At 62.7% G+C, this 18198-nt stretch carries 16 protein-coding genes; 8 read left to right on the plus strand and 8 right to left on the minus strand.

The window, feature by feature from the left end; all coding sequences use genetic code 11:
- The first annotated feature begins 172 nt into the window (after positions 1-172).
- A complete protein-coding gene (locus tag PQU92_RS06650; protein ID WP_023460394.1) occupies positions 173-469 on the plus strand; it encodes an integration host factor subunit beta in 297 nt (98 codons plus the stop codon).
- Positions 470-493: 24 nt separating this feature from the next.
- A complete protein-coding gene (mscL, locus tag PQU92_RS06655) occupies positions 494-898 on the plus strand; it encodes a large-conductance mechanosensitive channel protein MscL (RefSeq protein ID WP_272747433.1) in 405 nt (134 codons plus the stop codon).
- A gap of 36 nt (positions 899-934) precedes the next feature.
- Here mscL and PQU92_RS06660 read toward each other — a convergent pair whose 3' ends face one another.
- Positions 935-1879: a glucokinase gene (locus PQU92_RS06660; protein ID WP_272747434.1), complete on the minus strand. Its 945-nt coding sequence runs from the start codon at positions 1877-1879 to the stop codon at positions 935-937.
- A gap of 227 nt (positions 1880-2106) precedes the next feature.
- Here PQU92_RS06660 and PQU92_RS06665 point away from each other — a divergent pair, with 227 nt between their 5' ends.
- The 6 genes from PQU92_RS06665 to PQU92_RS06690 all read left to right on the plus strand — a co-directional run bounded on the left by PQU92_RS06665 (position 2107) and on the right by PQU92_RS06690 (position 7964).
- A complete protein-coding gene (locus PQU92_RS06665; RefSeq protein ID WP_272747435.1) occupies positions 2107-2769 on the plus strand; it encodes a phosphoribosylanthranilate isomerase in 663 nt (220 codons plus the stop codon).
- A gap of 14 nt (positions 2770-2783) precedes the next feature.
- Positions 2784-4019, plus strand: coding sequence for a tryptophan synthase subunit beta (gene trpB / locus PQU92_RS06670; RefSeq protein ID WP_272747436.1), 1236 nt, complete (start codon positions 2784-2786; stop codon positions 4017-4019).
- A 3-nt stretch (positions 4020-4022) separates the two neighbouring features.
- The gene (trpA, locus tag PQU92_RS06675; protein WP_272747437.1) at positions 4023-4841 is read left to right on the plus strand and encodes a tryptophan synthase subunit alpha; all 819 of its coding nucleotides are present in this window, start codon (positions 4023-4025) and stop codon (positions 4839-4841) included.
- 103 nt (positions 4842-4944) lie between these two features.
- Positions 4945-5880 (plus strand): acetyl-CoA carboxylase carboxyltransferase subunit beta, encoded by a 936-nt coding sequence (locus PQU92_RS06680; protein ID WP_272747438.1) that lies wholly within the window; start codon positions 4945-4947, stop codon positions 5878-5880.
- Between the two features lie 55 nt (positions 5881-5935).
- Entirely contained in the window at positions 5936-6376 is a 441-nt protein-coding gene (locus PQU92_RS06685; RefSeq protein WP_272747439.1) for a hypothetical protein, read from the plus strand.
- 289 nt (positions 6377-6665) lie between these two features.
- A complete protein-coding gene (locus PQU92_RS06690; protein WP_272747440.1) occupies positions 6666-7964 on the plus strand; it encodes a bifunctional folylpolyglutamate synthase/dihydrofolate synthase in 1299 nt (432 codons plus the stop codon).
- A gap of 174 nt (positions 7965-8138) precedes the next feature.
- Here the strand turns inward: PQU92_RS06690 and trxA are convergent, their stop codons facing one another.
- From trxA to PQU92_RS06725, 7 genes are all read right to left on the minus strand, one after another.
- Positions 8139-8471 (minus strand): thioredoxin TrxA, encoded by a 333-nt coding sequence (trxA, locus tag PQU92_RS06695; protein WP_272747441.1) that lies wholly within the window; start codon positions 8469-8471, stop codon positions 8139-8141.
- Positions 8472-8550: 79 nt separating this feature from the next.
- Positions 8551-12042 carry a double-strand break repair helicase AddA gene (gene addA, locus PQU92_RS06700; RefSeq protein WP_272747442.1) on the minus strand — a complete coding sequence of 1164 codons (3492 nt, stop codon included), beginning with the start codon at positions 12040-12042 and terminating at the stop codon, positions 8551-8553.
- Positions 12039-15068, minus strand: a complete 3030-nt coding sequence (locus PQU92_RS06705; protein WP_272747443.1) for a PD-(D/E)XK nuclease family protein — start codon at positions 15066-15068, stop codon at positions 12039-12041. Before PQU92_RS06705 ends, addA begins: the two co-directional genes overlap by 4 nt.
- On the minus strand, positions 15061-15777 hold the full coding sequence (murU, locus tag PQU92_RS06710; protein ID WP_272747444.1) for an N-acetylmuramate alpha-1-phosphate uridylyltransferase MurU: 717 nt from the start codon (positions 15775-15777) through the stop codon (positions 15061-15063). Before murU ends, PQU92_RS06705 begins: the two co-directional genes overlap by 8 nt.
- A complete protein-coding gene (amgK, locus tag PQU92_RS06715) occupies positions 15774-16847 on the minus strand; it encodes an N-acetylmuramate/N-acetylglucosamine kinase AmgK (RefSeq protein WP_272747445.1) in 1074 nt (357 codons plus the stop codon). The genes murU and amgK overlap by 4 nt, the downstream gene beginning before the upstream one ends.
- A complete protein-coding gene (gene tsaE, locus PQU92_RS06720; RefSeq protein ID WP_272747446.1) occupies positions 16844-17290 on the minus strand; it encodes a tRNA (adenosine(37)-N6)-threonylcarbamoyltransferase complex ATPase subunit type 1 TsaE in 447 nt (148 codons plus the stop codon). The genes amgK and tsaE overlap by 4 nt, the downstream gene beginning before the upstream one ends.
- Positions 17287-18111 carry a GNAT family N-acetyltransferase gene (locus tag PQU92_RS06725; protein ID WP_272747590.1) on the minus strand — a complete coding sequence of 275 codons (825 nt, stop codon included), beginning with the start codon at positions 18109-18111 and terminating at the stop codon, positions 17287-17289. The genes tsaE and PQU92_RS06725 overlap by 4 nt, the downstream gene beginning before the upstream one ends.
- Positions 18112-18198: the final 87 nt, after the last annotated feature.

The following is an 18198-nucleotide window of genomic DNA, read 5'->3' on the forward strand; positions in this document are numbered from 1 at the left end:
CAACACCTTGATCCGTCATCCATTTTCGATCATGCTCAGTTTTTGAAGCGCATCATACGGTGCGAATTGTGGTTCGGTGCGTTGCCGCGCATCTTTTGTTTTTGTTTTGGCCGCAACTATTTACAGCGGCGCATTTTCATATTGTCGAACCTTGCCGTGTTCGGGGGATAAGATGTTAAAGTCGGAACTTATTGAGCGTTTGGCGTCCGAATATCCGCACATGACTCAAAAAGATGTCGAGCGGGTGGTCAATCTGATCCTCGAATCGATGATCGAGACGCTGGAAAAAGGCGGTCGGGTCGAGCTGCGCGGCTTCGGGGCCCTTTCGGTGCGGTCACGCCCGGCGCGCGCGGGCCGCAATCCGCGCACCGGCGAAGCGGTTTCCGTCCCTGCCAAGCACGTGCCCTTCTTCAAGAGCGGCAAGGAACTGCGCGAGCGCCTGAACCTCAGCGGCGACGACAACGACTGATTTTAACGGCAGGGAGTGCTTTTCATGAGCATCGTATCCGAATTCAAGACCTTCCTCATGCGCGGCAACGTCATCGACCTGGCGGTCGGTGTCGTCATCGGCGGCGCGTTCGGCAAGATCGTCACATCGCTGGTCGACAATATCATCATGCCGCCGATCGGCGTCCTGACCGGCGGGGTCGATTTCTCCGATCTCAAGTGGGTGCTGGTGCCCGCCAATCCGGCGACCGAGACCGCCGAAGCCGCCATCTCTTATGGCATCTTCATCAACACCCTGATCCAGTTCGTGATCATCGGCGCGGCGATCTTTCTGGTCGTCAAGGCCATCAACAAGCTGATGCCGCCCCCGCCGCCCGCCCCTGCGGCTGACCCCGGCCCGTCCGAAAAGGAATTGCTGGCCGGCATTCTGGAAGAGCTGAAGAAGAAATAACAAAAATAAGAAAGCCCGGAGCGATCCGGGCTTTTTTTATCCGAATAGGGTCGTCAGGCCGATCAGTTCCAGATCGGCCGCCCGCGTCAGATAGACCGGAATATCCTGCATATAGCTGCGCAGCCGTCCCTTGTCCGTAAAGCGCGCTTCGAACGCCGGCCAGTCGATCAGATCGCCGATCAGTTCGAGCAGTTCCCCCGACAGATAGACCCCGCTGCGCGCCCCCAGCATCAGCGCTGTATCCGACGCCATCGCCGCCAGCCAGCCCTGGCACAGGCCGATGGCCTCCTTCGCCCGCCTGTCGCCGGTATGGGCCAGGGCCACCACTTCGGCGGCATTGACCCGACGCGTGTCGCCGTCATCGATGCGCCCCAGTATCTCATAAAGTTCGGCCAGCCCGCTGATCGAGGCGACGCGTTCGCGCGACACGTGACCGTACTTGGCCTCAAGATGGGCAAAGACGCTGTCTTCGCGGGCGCTGACGGTGGCCAGATCGGCGTGTCCGCCTTCGCACGGCAGGACCGTCGGATTGCCCAGATCGTCGAGCACAATGCCTGCCACCCCCAGACCGCGCCCCGAACCGATCAGGGCCTTGGTCAGGCCGTCCTCGCCCTGACCGCCGCAGACCTTGATGACTTCGCTATCGAACAGGCGCTCGACCGCCATGGCGCGCGAGACGCAGTCATTGACGATGTGCAGGCGCTGAATATTGAGCAGTTCGCGCAAATCGCTGCGTTCCATGCGGTAGCCGTGATTGGGCATGGACAACCCGCCCCCGACCTCCCAGCCGCAGGCCGACACCGCTGCCCCTATCAGGTCGGGATTGCCGTGCGCTTCAAGAAAATCGACGACGGAGCCGTTGAATTCTTCGAGGGATTTGCAGGGATAAAGGGTGGAGAGTTCCGGCCGTTCCCCCGGGTGCGCCAGGGCCAGCTTCATATAGGCACTATTCGACAGATCGCTCAAAAGAACGGATGCCATAGGTGTTTCCTCTGTAAAGCCCCGCCGGTTTCCGGTCTGGGGGTACGCTGCGGACAAGGCACCAAACATTTCCCGCCATTTGCGCGTTGGAAAATGCGGTAAGGCTTAGGTGCGGGCCTGGCCTGGTTACTGAGTCCCATAGGATTTATAGGATTAATCAAGCATCGCTTTTAATGGTTGATTTTTCTTAAATTTCGTCGCATCTGACCCAAAAATCCGGGTAACCCATGACGATCAAGGCAAAAATCTGCGGCATCAGGGATGATGATACCGCCCGCATCGCAATAGACAGTGGCGCGAATATGTTGGGGTTTATTTCATTCCCCAAGTCGCCTCGCCATCTCGACATTGATCAGATGGCACAATTGATTGCCAATGCGACAACCTATACTTTGCACAAGGGGTACGACGTCAAAGGCGTCAGTGTGCTGGTCGATCCGGACGACACCCTGCTGGAGGCTATCGTCACCCGCGCCCGACCGCATCTGATCCAGCTTCACGGCCATGAAACGCTGGAGCGCGTTCGTCACATCCGCGACCGCTTCAAAACGCCGCTCATCAAGGCGATCAGTGTCGAGACCCGTGCCGATGTCCTTAATGCCGCGCCCTATGAGAGCGTCGTCGATCACCTGCTGTTCGACGCCAAACCGCCGAAGGATGCCACCCTGCCCGGCGGCGTCGGGGCGCGCTTCGACTGGACGCTGATGGAGGGCTATCCGGCGAAAGCGCCGTGGTTGCTGGCCGGGGGGCTGACGCCGTGGAATGTCGCCGAGGCCGTTTCGCAAGCGAAAGCACCGATGGTGGATGTTTCCTCTGGCGTCGAGCGCGCGCCCGGACTAAAAGACCCCTCCCTGATCTCTCAGTTCCTCAAGGCCGTAAAGGCAATCTAATAAAGGTCTAAGCTGTGTCCACTGAAACGCCGGTTCAGACGAACCGCTACAATCTGCCCGACGCTAAGGGCCGTTTCGGGGATTTCGGCGGGCTCTATGTCCCCGAAACCCTCATGCCGCTCGTTCTGGAGCTGGGTGAGGCGTGGGAAGTCGCCAAGAACGACGAAGCCTTCTGGGCCGAATACCATTCGCTGCTGAAACACTTCGTCGGCCGTCCGTCACCGCTCTATTTCGCTGAGCGCCTGACCGACTATTACGGCGGGGCGAAGATCTATTTCAAGCGCGAAGAACTGAACCACACCGGCGCACATAAGATCAACAACTGCATCGGTCAGATCCTGCTCGCCAAGCGCATGGGCCGTACACGGATCATCGCCGAAACCGGCGCCGGTCAGCATGGTGTCGCCTCGGCGACCGTCTGCGCCAAGTTCGATCTGCCATGCACGGTCTATATGGGCGCATTGGACGTCGAACGCCAAAAACCCAATGTGTTCCGCATGAACCTGCTCGGCACGACGGTCGTGCCGGTCACCAACGGCAACGGCACGCTGAAAGACGCGATGAACGAAGCCCTGCGCGACTGGGTCACCAACGTTCACGACACCTATTACATGATCGGCACCGCCGCCGGGATGCACCCCTATCCGGAGATGGTGCGAGACTTCCAGACCGTCATCGGCAAGGAAACCAAGCAACAGATCCTGGAACTCGAAGGTCGTCTGCCCGACGCGGTGATCGCGGCGGTCGGCGGGGGCTCGAATGCCATCGGCCTGTTCCACCCCTTCATCGACGATGAGTCGGTCAGGATCGTCGGCGTCGAAGCCGCCGGTCACGGGCTCGACGTCTATAACGGCCACGCCGCCTCGCTCAACGGCGGCCGTCCGGGCGTCCTGCACGGCAACCGCACCTATCTGCTTCAGGACGACGACGGGCAAATCCTCGAAGGCCATTCGATTTCGGCGGGCCTCGACTATCCGGGCATCGGGCCGGAACACGCCCACCTGTTCGCCACGGGCCGTGCCAAATACGTCTATACGACCGACAAGGAAGCGCTGGACGCCTTCCAGTTGACGTCAAAGCTTGAGGGCATCATCCCGGCGCTCGAATCCTCGCATGCCATCGCCCGCGTCGGCGAACTGGCTCAGGACGTGGGCAAGGGCGGTATCGTCGTGCTGAACCTGTCCGGGCGCGGCGACAAGGACATCTTCACCGTGGCCAGCGCCATCGGTCAGACCATGAGTGGAATGTAAGACATGACGGTTGCGCGTATCGATGCCCGCTTCGCCAAACTGAAAGCGGAAAACAAGGCGGCCTTCGTCTCCTATATCATGGCCGGCGATCCGGACCTTGAAACCTCGTTCAACGTCCTGAAAGGTCTGTCTGAGACCGGGTCGGACATTATCGAACTGGGTTTCCCCTTCTCCGATCCGATGGCCGAAGGCCCGATCATCCAGTTGGCCGCCGAACGGTCGCTCAAGGCCGGGACCAAGATCGCTCAGGTCTTCGCCCTTGCGTCACGTTTTCGTGAGATCGACGCCGACACGCCGTTGATCCTGATGGGGTACATGAATCCTGTCGAGAATATGGGTTATCCGGCCTTTGCCAAGGCCTGCGCCGACCACGGTATCGACGGCGTTATCGTGGTCGACTGTCCGCCGGAAGAGGCCGACGGCCTGACCGATGCGCTCGATGCCGCCGACGTGGCCCTGATCCGCCTGATTACCCCGACCAGCGACGAAAAGCGCCTGAAAACGCTCGTGAAACGCACCAAGGGCTTCGTCTATTACGTCTCGGTGGCGGGCGTCACCGGCGTCAAGGAAGCCGACGCCCAGAGCATTGCCGGGGCCGTCAAACGCGTTCAGGACGCCGCCCAATTGCCCGTCGTGGTCGGTTTCGGCATCAAGACGCCGGAACGCGCCGCCGAGGTCGCCCGCATCGCCGATGGCGCCGTCGTCGGTTCGGTTCTGGTCGACGCACTCGCGAAATCTTTACCGGGAAATTCCCCCATCGAGACGAAAGTGCTGGAAACCGCCGGCATTTTGGCTCAGGCTGTTCATAACGCCCGAAACTAAACGGCTCGGGTTGCGCGCATAAAGGTCTCATTAACCCTTTATTTGCCGACGCAGCCCACAACAACCGCATAGCTTTTTAAGCGTACCGGAGTTACGACTGTACATGGCCATCGCCGACAAACTAGCCAAGAGTAGACGCGCCTTGCCGAACACTGCCCGCCCCACGGATCGTCGCGACAGCGGCGGCTGGCTCGCCAAGATCGCCCCCGGCGTGTCCAAACTGGTGTCCAAACGCGAGACCCCCGAAAATCTGTGGGTCAAGGACCCCGACACCGGCGAAATGATCTACCGCCCGGACCTCGAAGCCGCCCTGTGGGTGACGCCGGCCGGTCGCCATATGCGCATCAACGCGCAAACCCGCCTCAGCTATACCTTCGACAACGGTGAATACGAAGCGCTCGACACGCCCGCCGTGCCCGAAGACCCGTTGCACTTCTCCGATGGCAAGCCCTATGCCGACCGCCTCAAGGCCGCCCGCAATGCCTCGGGTGCCAAGGACACCATGCAGATCGGCTTCGGCAAGGTGTCTGACGTGCCCTGCGTTGTGCTGGTGCAGGACTTCACCTTCATGGGCGGAAGCCTCGGCATGGCCGCGGGCGAAGCCTTCATCGCCGCCTGCCGCTACGCCGTCGAGCGCAAGGTGCCGATGGTCGCCATCACCGCCTCCGGCGGCGCGCGCATGCAGGAGGGCACCCTGTCCCTCATGCAGCTGGCCCGCACCACGCTGGCCATTCAGGAACTGAAACAGGCGCAACTGCCCTATATCGTGGTCCTCACCGACCCGACGACCGGCGGCGTCTCGGCGTCTTACGCCATGTTGGGCGACATCCATCTGGCCGAACCGGGCGCGCTGATCTGCTTTGCCGGTCCCCGCGTCATCGAGACCACCATTCGCGAAAAGCTGCCCGAAGGCTTCCAGCGCGCGGAGTACCTCGTCGATAAGGGTATGGTCGACCGCGTCGTCTCGCGCTCGGAACTGCCCGATGTGCTGGGCGCGCTGATGTCGATGCTGATGGATGGTAAGCGCCGGGCGGCTTAAGCAGGGTCGCGGACCCTGCACCCTTTACTTGGCGCAGGTGACGAAGGGGGAGCCTGTGAAGTTGAAATCTCTGTTTCAATGGGGCTTAAGCGCTTTTACAGGCGCTATGGTTCTAACCATAGGTTATTCCGCGTACTGGACATTCACTATCAACTATCGGCACGGATACCCTGAGTTAGCCTTCTCGCTACTCATACTTTCCACCATTGCTCTGTTCCCAATCTACCCCCTTGCGTATTGGGGCGTACGCCTTCTGCGGCAGGCAAAATCACCTCTGGCTCCGGTTTATTTCGTCGTATTGGCCAGTCTATTCTGGGCCTTAGTTATGACGACATGGTTTTACGTGGGATTGGAATGCAATGAGTATGATGCTTGTCCGACAGGTCAGTCGTTCTTCAATCCTACATCGCTTTGGGTTGGGGCATTTATCGGCTTCATCCTGTCTGTAGCCGCCATACTTATCCGCCGCCCTTATCCGGAAAGGGCTCCCACATAATTACCGGCAGCGCCTTCCGATTTTTCCAGTTCCTCTTGCCTGTCTGATCAGTGCGATTTCAGGGAGCTTGTCGCGGTTCCGTGGCTTGGTTGATCCGCCGACCGGACAGGGACGCATCGAAAGACCTCCCCTCAAATTGAAACCGGTGCTAAAGCCGATTATCCCCTCTCCCTTGAGGGAGAGGGTGGCCCGAAAGGGCCGGGTGAGGGGGAAATGTCCACCGCACTCGCTTAACCTGTTCCCCCTCACCCCAACCCTCTCCCTCAAGGGAGAGGGGGTTAGATTGCCGATGACCGACCGCCTGTTACCCTTCGATGCCCCGTTGGAACGCCTCAAGGCGCTGCACCCGAAAAAGATCGACCTGACGCTGGAGCGCATGCTCAGGGTCTGCGAAGCTCTGGGCCGTCCGCAAGACCGCCTGCCGCCCGTGGTCCACATTGCGGGAACCAACGGCAAGGGCTCGACGCTGGCCCTGCTCAGGGCGATGGCCGAAGCGCAGGGCCTGCGCGTCCACGTCTATACGTCGCCGCATCTGGTGCGCTTCGCCGAACGCATCCGGTTGGCGGGTACTCTGATCACGGACGATTATCTGGCCGATGTGCTGGATCGCGTCGAAAAAGCCAATGATGGCCTGCCCCTGACCTTCTTTGAAGCGACCACCGCCGCGGCGTTTCTGGCGTTTTCCGAAGTCGAGGCCGATCTGCTGCTGCTGGAAACCGGTCTGGGCGGCATACTCGATGCAACCAACATCATCCGTGACCCCAAAATCTCGATCATCACCCCCATCGACTACGACCATCAGGCCTTTCTCGGCAACGACCTGACCACCATCGCCAAACAAAAAGCCGGGATCATTAAGCCCGGGTGCCCGGTGATCAGCGCCCGCCAACCCGACGAGGCCGAAACCGTCATCGCGCGCGCCGCGCTCAAAGGCCGCTGTCCGCTCTATAGCGCCGGTCAGGGTTTCGATGCCTACGAGGAAAACGGTCGTCTGGTCTTTCAGGACGAAGATGCCCTGCTCGATCTCAGCCTGCCGAAATTGTCCGGCGCGCATCAGATCGACAATGCCGCCTTAAGCATCAAGGCCGCCCTGCTGCTGGGGTTCACGCCCGACGCCATCGACAGAGGGCTGCAAAGCGCCGTCTGGCCCGCGCGGATGCAGCGCCTGCGCGCGGGGCCTCTGGTGGCCGCCCTGCCTACCGATAGCGAACTGTGGCTCGACGGCGGGCACAACCCCCACGCCGCCCGCGCGCTCCGGGCTCATATCGAAGCGCTTCAGGCCCGCGACCCCAAGCCGCTACACCTGATCTGTGGTCTGATCAACACCAAGGACGCAGCGGAATTCTTTGGCCATTTCGAAGGCCTTGACCTCGCCATCACCTGCGTCGGCTTTTCATCCGACGCCGTGATCCCGCCGGATCAGCTGGCCGCGGCCGCGCACGAAAAAGGGCTTATGGCCACGGTGGCCACAAGCCCTCTGGAAGCTATTCAACGCCTCAAACCCGAACCCAGGCGGGTGCTGATCTGCGGCTCGCTCTATCTGGCGGGGGATGTGCTGGCGCTATCGCCAGATACGTGGCCAACTTAATTATACCTCCCCAGTTTACTGGGGAGGGGGACCGCACGAGCCGACGAAGTCGGTGAGATGTGGTGGTGGGGGTTCTTGCTTGCTACAACTCAGTCCGCTGAAACAAAGTAAGATACCCCACCACCCTTCGCTTCGCGAACGGTCCCCCTCCCCAACAAGTTGGGGAGGTATAGGTTAGGCGACGCCCGCCTCATTCAGCCATTCCACCAGCTTCGACTTCGGCATGGCGCCGACCTTCATCGAGGTCATCTTGCCGTCCTTGAACAGCATCATGGTCGGAATGCCGCGCACGCCGAACTTCGACGGGGTCATCGGCGAATCGTCGATATTGATCTTCGAGATGGTCAGCTTGTTGCCATAGGCCTCGGCCAGTTCGTCAAGGATCGGTGCAATCTGCTTACACGGGCCGCACCATTCGGCCCAGAAATCGACCAGAACCGGCTTGTCCGACTTCAGGACGTCGGCTTCGAAGGATTCATCGGTAACTTTTACCGTTGCACTGGACATGATAGTTCCTAACTGCCCGTCTGTATCAGGGGCGGATACGCTTGTTCGGATCACAAGGTAGGTAAGACGCGATAAGAAATCAATGGCCGCCGATTTCGGCGAGCCTGAGATTTACTAAAGTCTCGCTTAAGGGCGTCAGTTTCGGGCCGTCCGTCCACAAAAGCGCGGCCTCGATCCGGTGGTGGGGATAGATTTGCCGAAGCAGCGCGACATAGCCGGCCATCTGACGCTGATAATCGACGGCGGCCTCGTCCGCCGAATCGGGCGCGGGCCGATTCGATTTATAGTCGATGACCAGCACACGATCCGCCTCGACCACCAGCCGATCGATGCGGCCCGACATGAACACCGCGTCTCCGCGCTCATTGACACCGATCTGCCCGGCCAGCGCCACTTCCGGCCGCGATTTCGGCCCGAACGCCTCGGCAAAACGCACATCGTTCAGCACGCCGAACACCGCGCTATGGATTTCCTCGCGCTGGGTGTCGTCGAGGTCCGGTTGCTTGGCCAGCCAGGCGCGCGCCACGGTGTCGCGCCGCGCCTCGGGAAGTTCCGGCAGAATCTCGAACAGCTTATGGATCTTGATACCGCGCCCGAACCGTCCCAGCCCCGGCAACCCGGCCAGAGGCGACGGCGCCCGGTCGCTGGCGGTGCGGTCGTCATCACTTAACTGCGACACCGAGCGCCAAATAATGTCCGCCTCCGGGTCATCCATGGGCGGAGCGGTGATAAAGGCCGGTAGCGGCGCGTCCGGCATCCCTATCCCGGCCTCGGCGGTCATAAGGCCCGCGCGCTGCCCATAAACCAGAACCTGCGTGCCGTCCGCCGGTTCGGCGTCCTTCGCCACGCCGAAATCGACGCGCGTTTCCATGTCGACGGCGATCACATCGGGTAGGCGGGCAAAACCGTCCGCCGCCAGATCGTACCAGTCGGGGAACAGACCGCGGGGTGAAGTCTTGCCGCGATAGCCACACAGGGTCAGGCGGTCACGCGCCCGCGTCAGGGCCACGTAAAACAGACGCAAGCCCTCTTTTGCCTCGCGGTCGCTGCGCGCCGACTTGATCTGCGTCACCGCATCGGGGTCGAAGTGTTTGCCGCGCGAGGAGAGGAAGATATCGGCCGCATCGGACATCACCAGCAGATCGTCCTTCTGCGTCGACTTGAACCCCGGCGCCATCGGCAATATGACCCATGGCGCTTCGAGGCCTTTCGATCCGTGCACGGTCATAACCCGTACGCGGTCGCCGCCCTCTTCCTGCTCACGCTTGATATCCGTGGCGTTGAATTCGCACAGATTGAGGAAGGTGATCAGGCCGATATCGCCGACGCCTTCGCCCTTGAGCGCCAGATTCAGCGTCTCGTCCAGCACGTCTTCGCATTCCACCCCCAGCCGCGTGACGAAGCGCTGACGCTGGGTGCGGCCGTCCGGATCGCGGCGGTTGAGGATACGCCCCAGCAGGTCGAAGGCCGTGCGGTCCGGGGCCTCGCTCAGGACCCAGCCGAGGAAATTCCGGGCGGCGGAAAAGCGCGGATTCTCGTCCGCCCGCCTCCCCAGCGCCTGCCACAGACGCGTCTCCGGTGTGCGTGCCAGATCGTAAAGGTCGTCCTCGCTCAGGTCGCACAGGGGACTGCGCAGCACACAGGCCAGGGACAGACTGTCGCCCGGTTGCAGACAGAAACGCATCAACGCCCGCAAATCCTGAAAGGCGATATGGTCGCCCAGCTTCAGCCGGTCGGCGCCCGACACCGCCACTCCGGCCATTTTCAGTTCACGGATGATATGCTCGAACAGGGCATCGCGTTTGCGCACCAGAATAAGGACATCACCGGCGTGCATGGGTCGCGCGGTACGCGTTCCCTTGTCGATAACGCTGCGCCCCAGATCGATTTCACGGCGAATATGGAAGGCCAATTGCTGCGCCAGACGCTTGGCCGGGGCCGCCGCCGAGGCATCGACCGGCTCGATATCGGCATCGTCCTCATCGAGGTCCGGCACAGGCAACGGGAAGACCGGCGGCCATAGCTCGACCGTGGCCGCACGCTCACCGCGTTTCGCCTCGTGAACGATCTTTTCCGCGGTGAAGTTCAGCGCTTCGGACAGGTCCGGCGCGTCGAATACCGCGTCCACCGCCCCCAGCACCTGCGGCAGGGAACGCCAGCTTTGCACCAGTTGCGGTACGACGAAGCGCTTGCCCGCCGCTTCCGCGCGCTGCTGATAATAGTGGCGCATCCCCAGAAACAGGTCGGGCTTGGCCCCCTGAAACCCATAGATAGATTGCTTTTCATCGCCCACCGCAAAGACCGTCCGCCCGGCATTGGCCACAGACGAGACAGAGCCTTCGCCCGCGAAGAACTCCTCGGTCAGGGCCTTGACGATATCCCACTGATCGCCCGACGTATCCTGTCCTTCGTCGACCAGAACGTGCTCCAGTCCGCCATCCATCTTGAACAGCACCCATTGCGACATCGAACCGTCCGCCAGCAGACGTTTGGCCAGGCCGATCAGGTCCTGAAAATCGAGCGCCCCGGTCTGCCGCTTCAAACCCTGATAGATACGGCTGAAATCGGTGAACAGCAGAAGGGCATCCAGCGTATTCAGCGCCGTTTCCGCCGCCTTGCGTTGCGCGACGACGTCCGCGAAGGTCACCCGCATCCGGTCCAGCCAGTCGCGGTCGTATTGCGCGCTTTTGGTCGAGCACAGGTCTTTGCGCGGGCCGTGCGTGCCGGTGTAGAAAATCTTATAGAACGTGTCGAAATCGAACGGGTCGCCATTCAGGGCGGCCTCCCGCAGGGTCAGCAACGTGACCGACAGGTCCTGATTGCCTTTGGTGCTGATCGTCGCCAGCGACCGCGCCAGTTCGGCGATCTCGTCCCAGTCGAGCGTCGCGGCAAACCGATCGACAACCTGATCCGGCGTTATCGGCGCATCCAGCCCCAGCCGTGCGAAGACATGGACGCTCAGCGGCGTGCCGGCGGCCTCGGCCTGCACGGCATCGAGTTGCGTAACGATGGCATCGTGCTGATGGATGAACTGGTTGAGCAACTGCTCGAACTTCTGCCCTTTCAGTCCACGGATCAACCGATCGCGATAGGGCGCGTCGGGCAGGGTCAGGACCGCATCAAGGGCCTTTTGCGACAGGTCTTTCGCCACCAGATCGTCGAGCACCTGAAACGACGGGCTCAGTCCCGCCTCCAGCGGAAATCGCCGCAACAGCTTTTCGCAAAAGGCGTGGATGGTCTGGATTTTCAGCCCGCCCGGCGTCTCCAGCGCCCGCGCGAACAGGGCCCGCGCCTTGGACAGGTCGGCGGGATTTTCATCGATGGCGACCAGTTCCGCCGCCAGTTTTTCGTCCTCGGCGACCGCCCAGCCGCCCAGCCGTTCATAGAGTCGCCCCTGCATTTCGGCGGCCGCCGCCTTGGTATAGGTCACACACAGGACGTGTTCCGGCCGCGCCCCGCGCAGCAGCAGGCGGGCGACGCGATTGACCAGGGTCGAGGTCTTGCCCGACCCGGCATTGGCCGTCAGGAAGCACGATACCTCAGGGTCGGCGGCAGCGTTTTGCGGGTTCATTCGCCCTCCTCCCCGAAGCCTTCGGACCCGTCAATCTCCTTGTCGCCCAGCACGTGCCATTCATAGAGCCGCGCCAGTTGATCGTAATCGCCGCCACGCTCCAGGCGGAATTGCGGGGCGCGCCACGACACATAGCCCTGGGACGGATTTTCGTACTGGCCGAGACGCTCTTTGACGCGGATCAAAGCGCGATCGGCCATTTCGTCCGTAGTCAGCGGATTTTTCTTGTCGAAGACCACGCGTTCCTTCACCGCATCGGACGACAGGCGCACATAGCTGAGCGTCCCCAGCCCCTTGGCGCGATGAGATGCCTCCAGCCCCTCGAACGTGCCATATTTCAGGATCGCCGCCGTCAGGGTCAATTGCGGGTAAAAACCGGCCAGCACGGCCTTGGGTGACGGGGGCTGACCGGTCTTGAAATCGAGTATGTCCATGCCGCCGTCATGGATCTCGACGCGGTCGGCCTTGGCGTTGATCACAAACTCGCCGCGCGGCAGGGTAAAGCTGAGCTGACCGGCCTTTTCGATCAGCAATCGCGGTTTCGCTGCCCGCCGCCCGGCCTCGAAACGGACGAATTCACGTGCCAGATCGGGGAAAAGCGGACGCTGCAGGGCCAGTTGCGCCTCGCTGAGATTTTCGGCGCGCAGACGGGCTTCCAGCATCTCGCAGAACAGGGCCTCGCCCGCCGCCCCGAGCGGTGTGTCGGACTGCGCAAAGGCCTCAGCGACGGCATGGATCGCTGTCCCGCGGCGCAGGGCCTCGAAGGGTTCGTTGGGCCGGTCGAGCGGTTTCAGATTCAGGATATAGTGCGCATAGATGGCGTAAGGATCGCGTTCCAGCGTCTCGATCCGCGTAACCGAAAGCTTGCGCGGCCGCACCTCGACCGGCGGCGCCGGACGGGGGCGCATGGCGGGTTTCAGGCTGTCCGGCGCCGTTGCGATGGCCGCGTCCATACGCCGGGCATAGTCGAGCCATCGGCGGTCGCCGGGCACCTTTTCGCCCGCCCCGCCGACCAGGGTATCCAGCCGCCACAGCCAGCGCGACCGCACCTGTGGTTCGCCTTCGCGACGGTTGCGGGTGATCAGCCATACGTCGGGACCGCAGGCCGCCTGAACGAAGTCGTGCGCCGACAATCCAGTACGCCGTTCGGGCGACGGCAGGCCCAGAGTCTTGCGCATCGGACGTGACAGGAACGGGTCGATTTCGGCGGCTTGCGGCCATACCCCTTCTTCGAGCCCGGCCAGTATGACCCGGTCAGCCGAAAACATCCGCGCTTCGATGGCCCCCAGAATCGACAAACGCGGATGGGTGTGTCCCCCCGTCCGTACCGTGGTCGTCCGCAGGGCGTGACGCAGAATATCGGCAAAGACCTGGTCGTCTTCGACAGCATAGGTCTCGCCTTCGCTCAGCAGGTCCGACAGGAGCGCCGCGGCCGAGGCACCGGCGGCCCCCTGCCACAAAATCTGCCCCTCGTCAGCCGCCAGACCCTCCGCGCGACGGATAAAGGCCCTCACATAGTCGGACAGGTCTGTCTTTGTGCTTTCCGACGTCGTAACCGCGCCGACATAGTCCTCCCACAGGGCGGCGGCCTCGAATCTTTGCGTGGCGATCAGCCGTTCACGCACTTCAGCGAAGGATTTGGGTTTGGCACCCCGAAGCCCCTTGATATCCAGATCGTCCAGACGCGCGTCCCGGGCAAATCGCGACAAGGGATTACGCAGCAGACTCAGCAGCGTCGCGGCATCGAACGGATCGAGGCTCAGGTCGAGCACATCATGAAAGAAGCGCCCCACGGGCGCATGAATCAGGGCATCCCCCGCCGAAGAATCCGCCGCCAGCCCCCAGCGCGACAGGCGCGCCGACACGCGCCGCGACAACGTAATGTCCGGCGTGATCAGGGCCACGGTCTTGTCCGGCGTGTCCAGCGCTTCGCGCATCAAAAGCGCAATGACCGCCGCCGCCTCTTCATCGTTGCGACCTTCCAGATGATTGAGACCGCTCAGGCCATCGGTAATCGCCGTCGACGATCCGGCTTTCAGGGCGTCGATCTGGGTGCGCCAGTCCTTGGTCGCCTCGGCGGGCCGCAGGGCCTCGTTGATCAGGCGACGCCGCGCCAGCCGCTGCCGGTCGGCCTCGACCGAAGCGGGCCAGATTCGCACCGTGTCACGTGAAACCCCATGCCGGTCCAGCAAGCGTTTGAGGGCGGCCTGCGGGTGCGAATCCTCGATCTGCGCCCAGACATCGTCGGCCAGCGACGCGTCAAGGCCCGGCAGAATCACCGCCCCCTGAGGCAGCTTGGAGATGACCCCCATCAGGTCGGCCATGGACGGCGCCGTACCGGTGGACCCGGCCAGCAGGAGCGGCGTAGCGGGCGGATGCGCGTCGAACTGCTCCGCCAGCCGCCGGATCAGCAGGGCCCGGCGCTGGCTGGGGTCCATCAGGCCCAGTTCGCTCAGGCGTCGCGGCCACAGATCGACCACGATCGACAGGAAGCGCGCCGAAACCTGCCAATGTTCGGCCCAGGCCTCCAGTGCGCCGTGCGTCTGCTCCGGATCATGGACCAGACGCTCCAGCTTCGGCCCCGCATCGATCTCTTCGAGAGCCAGAGAATCGAAAAAGCCCGCGAGGGAATCGGCCAGCTCCAGCGCCGTGCGTGCTGTCAGCGGCTGGGGCGATTCGAAATGCGCGCGCACCAGCTTGGCGAGCTCGAACCGTCGGCGCGTCGGCGACAAGGCCGGCGGCAGGTCAAGCGCCAGATATTCGAGATCGAACGGCGGCTCGCCTTCATCAAGATCACCGATGGCGCGCACCTGAGGCAGCAACAAGGCCCCGGTCCGGCACTGATCGGTAAAGGCTCGCGCCATGGCCCGTGCGCCACGCCGCGTCGGCGTCAGGATCTGCGCCGACGACAGCTCTTCGCCGAGCGTCTCGCACAGGCCGCGCGCCAGATCGTCGAGAAACGGACGCCCCGGCGGGATCGAAAACCACCGCGGAGCCGGATAGACGAACAGGTCTGTCTTAGCCACGCGCCAGTCTCACTTCCGCCGCTGCGCGGGCCGCCGGATCGCCGACGTGCATCCAGTCGCCCTGCAGGGTTGCGCCGAACAGTTTGCCTTCGGCGGCCTTGGCGCGCCAGATCGGCGTCAGCGAAAAGGCGTCCGCCGGAACGCGGTCGGCGATGTCGGGATGCGTAATGTGGACGCCCATATAGTTGAAGGGCGCGGTTTTGGATTCGCCGCGAAAGGTCAGTCGTCCGTCATCGGACAAAAAGAAGTCACCCGCCCCGTCGAAGCCCGACGACCGCGCCATATCGGCGAGCAGCAGTCGCGCCGCCATGCGCTCGGGGTCCCAGCCCTCGATCAGGGCCCGGATCGCTCCATCCGTGCCCCCATCCTCGATCCAAACGCTGTCGATATTGGCGACCAGTATGGGGTCGTCCCCCAGCAGGGGCCGGGCTTTTTTCAGACCGCCCCCGGTTTCGAGCAAGGCGTCGCGCTCGTCAGAAATCACCACCTCGACATCCGTGCGGCGACGCAGGTGCGCCTCCAGCCGATCGGCAAAATAGTGGACATTGACCACGCACCGCTCGACCCCTGCGCCGATCAGCCGGTCGATCATATGGTCGATCAGGGCGCGTCCGCCCACCTCGACCAGCGCCTTCGAGCGGTCGTCGGTCAGGGGCCGCATCCGCGTCCCCAGCCCGGCCGCCAGTACGAATGCGGTTCGGATCGTCACGACAGCTTGTCTCCGAAACCATTGGCCGTAAACCAGTCGCGCACCGCCGCCATGCCCGGTGCGGCGAGGTTCCGCCCCAGATGCCCCCACATGCGCGGGATGAAAGCCTCGTAGCGCGGCTTGCCGTCACGGGCGATCAGGCGCGCAAAAATGCCGAGAATGCGCGCCTCGTTCATCGCGGCCAGCGCGGTATAGTTCTGCATGAAGGCCTCACGATCCACCTCCGGTCGCAGGGTGAAATAGTGATCGAGACAGAGCGCTTCCAGTTCCGGCGGCACGTCGCGGCGGGCGTCCTGAAGCAGGGAATGCAGATCCCAGCTGGGGTGGCCCTTCAGGCAGTCCTGAAAATCGATCATGCCGACACGGGCAACCCCCGCGCGGTCGCGCAGCCAGAGCAGGTTTTCCGCATGGTAGTCGCGATGGATGAACACCGTGGCTTCGGCTGCGGCGCGCGCCTGCAATGGGGCCCACAGCGCCTCCCATTCGGCCAGGGCCGAGGCGGAAAGCGCCACCGACGGATCATATTTCGGATACCACTCGATAAACAGGTCCACTCCCGTTTTCAGGGCCAGCGCGTCATAGGCCAGAAGCGGCCAGCCGGCGACGTCGACGGGCGGCGTCACCCGATGCAGTTGCGCCAGCGCCGCCACGGCCTCCAGATAGAGCGGTGCCTCAGGTTCGCCCCCTTCGATCAGGCGCGCAAACAGGCCATCGCCGAGGTCTTCGAGGATGAGGAAGCCGTTTTGTGCATCGAAATCGCGCAGTTTCGGTGCCGATAGTCCGTGCTCTGACAGATAGGTCGCCGCACCGACAAAGGCTTCGATCCGCCCCGCCGCCAGACGCGCCGACGCGTTGTAGCCCAGGGCCTTGCGCTCGGCGGGCGTGGCGTCGGGCGGACACGGCTGCGATTCCAGCGCCGGGGCCTGATCCATCAGCATCAGGGTCGAACCATCCGTGTGCACCAGCCGCTCATAGCGCCGCGTCGAGGCGTCGCCCGGCAGCGGATCGCGCCGCCAATCGCCCAGACCCGCGGCCTGAAGAAACTGAACGCGTAAATCTTCCCGGGTCATCCTGCCACCTGTTCCGGCCGGGTCAGGCTGACCGAACGGCCCGCGTCACCCGCCTCATTGACCTGCTGTTTTAGGCGCACCACCCATGGCGCGTCAAAGCCCAAATGCCCCAGCCGCTGCGGCCATTCGATCAGGCAGATATGGGTCTCGGCCAGTTCGAACAGGCCGACCTCATATATTTCTTCCGGGTCGGTCAGGCGATAGAGGTCGAAATGGGCAATATCGACGCTTTGGCCCTCATAGGTCTGGACTAGTGTAAAGGTCGGCGACGGCACGTCTTCGTCGGGCGAGGTCAGAGCGCGGATCAGGCCCCGCGCCAGGGTCGATTTCCCCGCCCCCAGATCGCCGAGCAGATAGACCACGTCCCCCGCCTTCAGTTCACCGGCCAGCCACGCGCCATAGGCGATGGTTTCCGCCTCGTCTTTGAGAAAGGTGTCGCTCATAGGGCCGCCTTGTCCGGATCGTCGCGCAGGTCGCGCTCGATATAGACCTTCAGGCGGTCGCACAACAAGCCGGTTTCCATATCCAGTTTCTCCGGCGCCAGGACCGGCCCGACGGTCAGGTCGAACCGCTTGCCCGCCTTGTTCAGCAGTTCATGAAACAGGGTGATGTCGCGCAATTCCGGCGAGAAGCGGTTGAAAGTGTGGAACCAGACCGAGTCAGGTCCGGCGACGTGGATCGGTACGATCGGTGCCGCGTATTTCTGCGCCAGAGACACCGCCGTCGTCGCCCACGGCGGATCGCTCAACCGGCCCTGCGCATCGCGTCGCGCCAGCCGTCCGGCAGGGAACAGCACCACGCAGCGCTCGGCGTCAAAGGCATCTCTGGCCGCCAGCAGCGTGGCGCGCGTCTTTTCCCGCGTGCGTTTGACCTCGACCCATTCGACGGGGATAATGACCTCGCTCAGGCGCGGGCTGACCCGCAACGCATCGGCATTGGCAAAGAAAATCGCGTCCCCCCGCACCCGCCGCAGCGCGTCGTAAACCGCGACGCCATCGGCAATACCGGTCGGATGATTGCAGAGAACGACGCAGCGCCCGGTTTTCGGGATACGGTCGATATGGCTGACCGCCGTGTCGAGCGACAGCAGGCGCGACACATGGGCCAGCGCGTCCTCCCCCGGCAAATCCGCAATCGCATCGGCCATGGCGACCGCCTTGCCGTAACCGAGCACGCCATAAAGCACCGGCTTGACGACCGGCCATGCCGCCGAAGCAACCAGTTTCGGGGCGCGTTCCTGAATGAGTTCCTCGACGATGTGCATGGCGCGATCATGCCCGTGTTCGTTCACGGATCAAGTCTGTTTTCCCCGGTGAAAATTACGGCTATAGAGGCATATGCCTTCAACCGA

The sequence above is a fragment of the Asticcacaulis aquaticus genome, assembly GCF_028550415.1.
Lineage (GTDB): Bacteria > Pseudomonadota > Alphaproteobacteria > Caulobacterales > Caulobacteraceae > Asticcacaulis > Asticcacaulis aquaticus.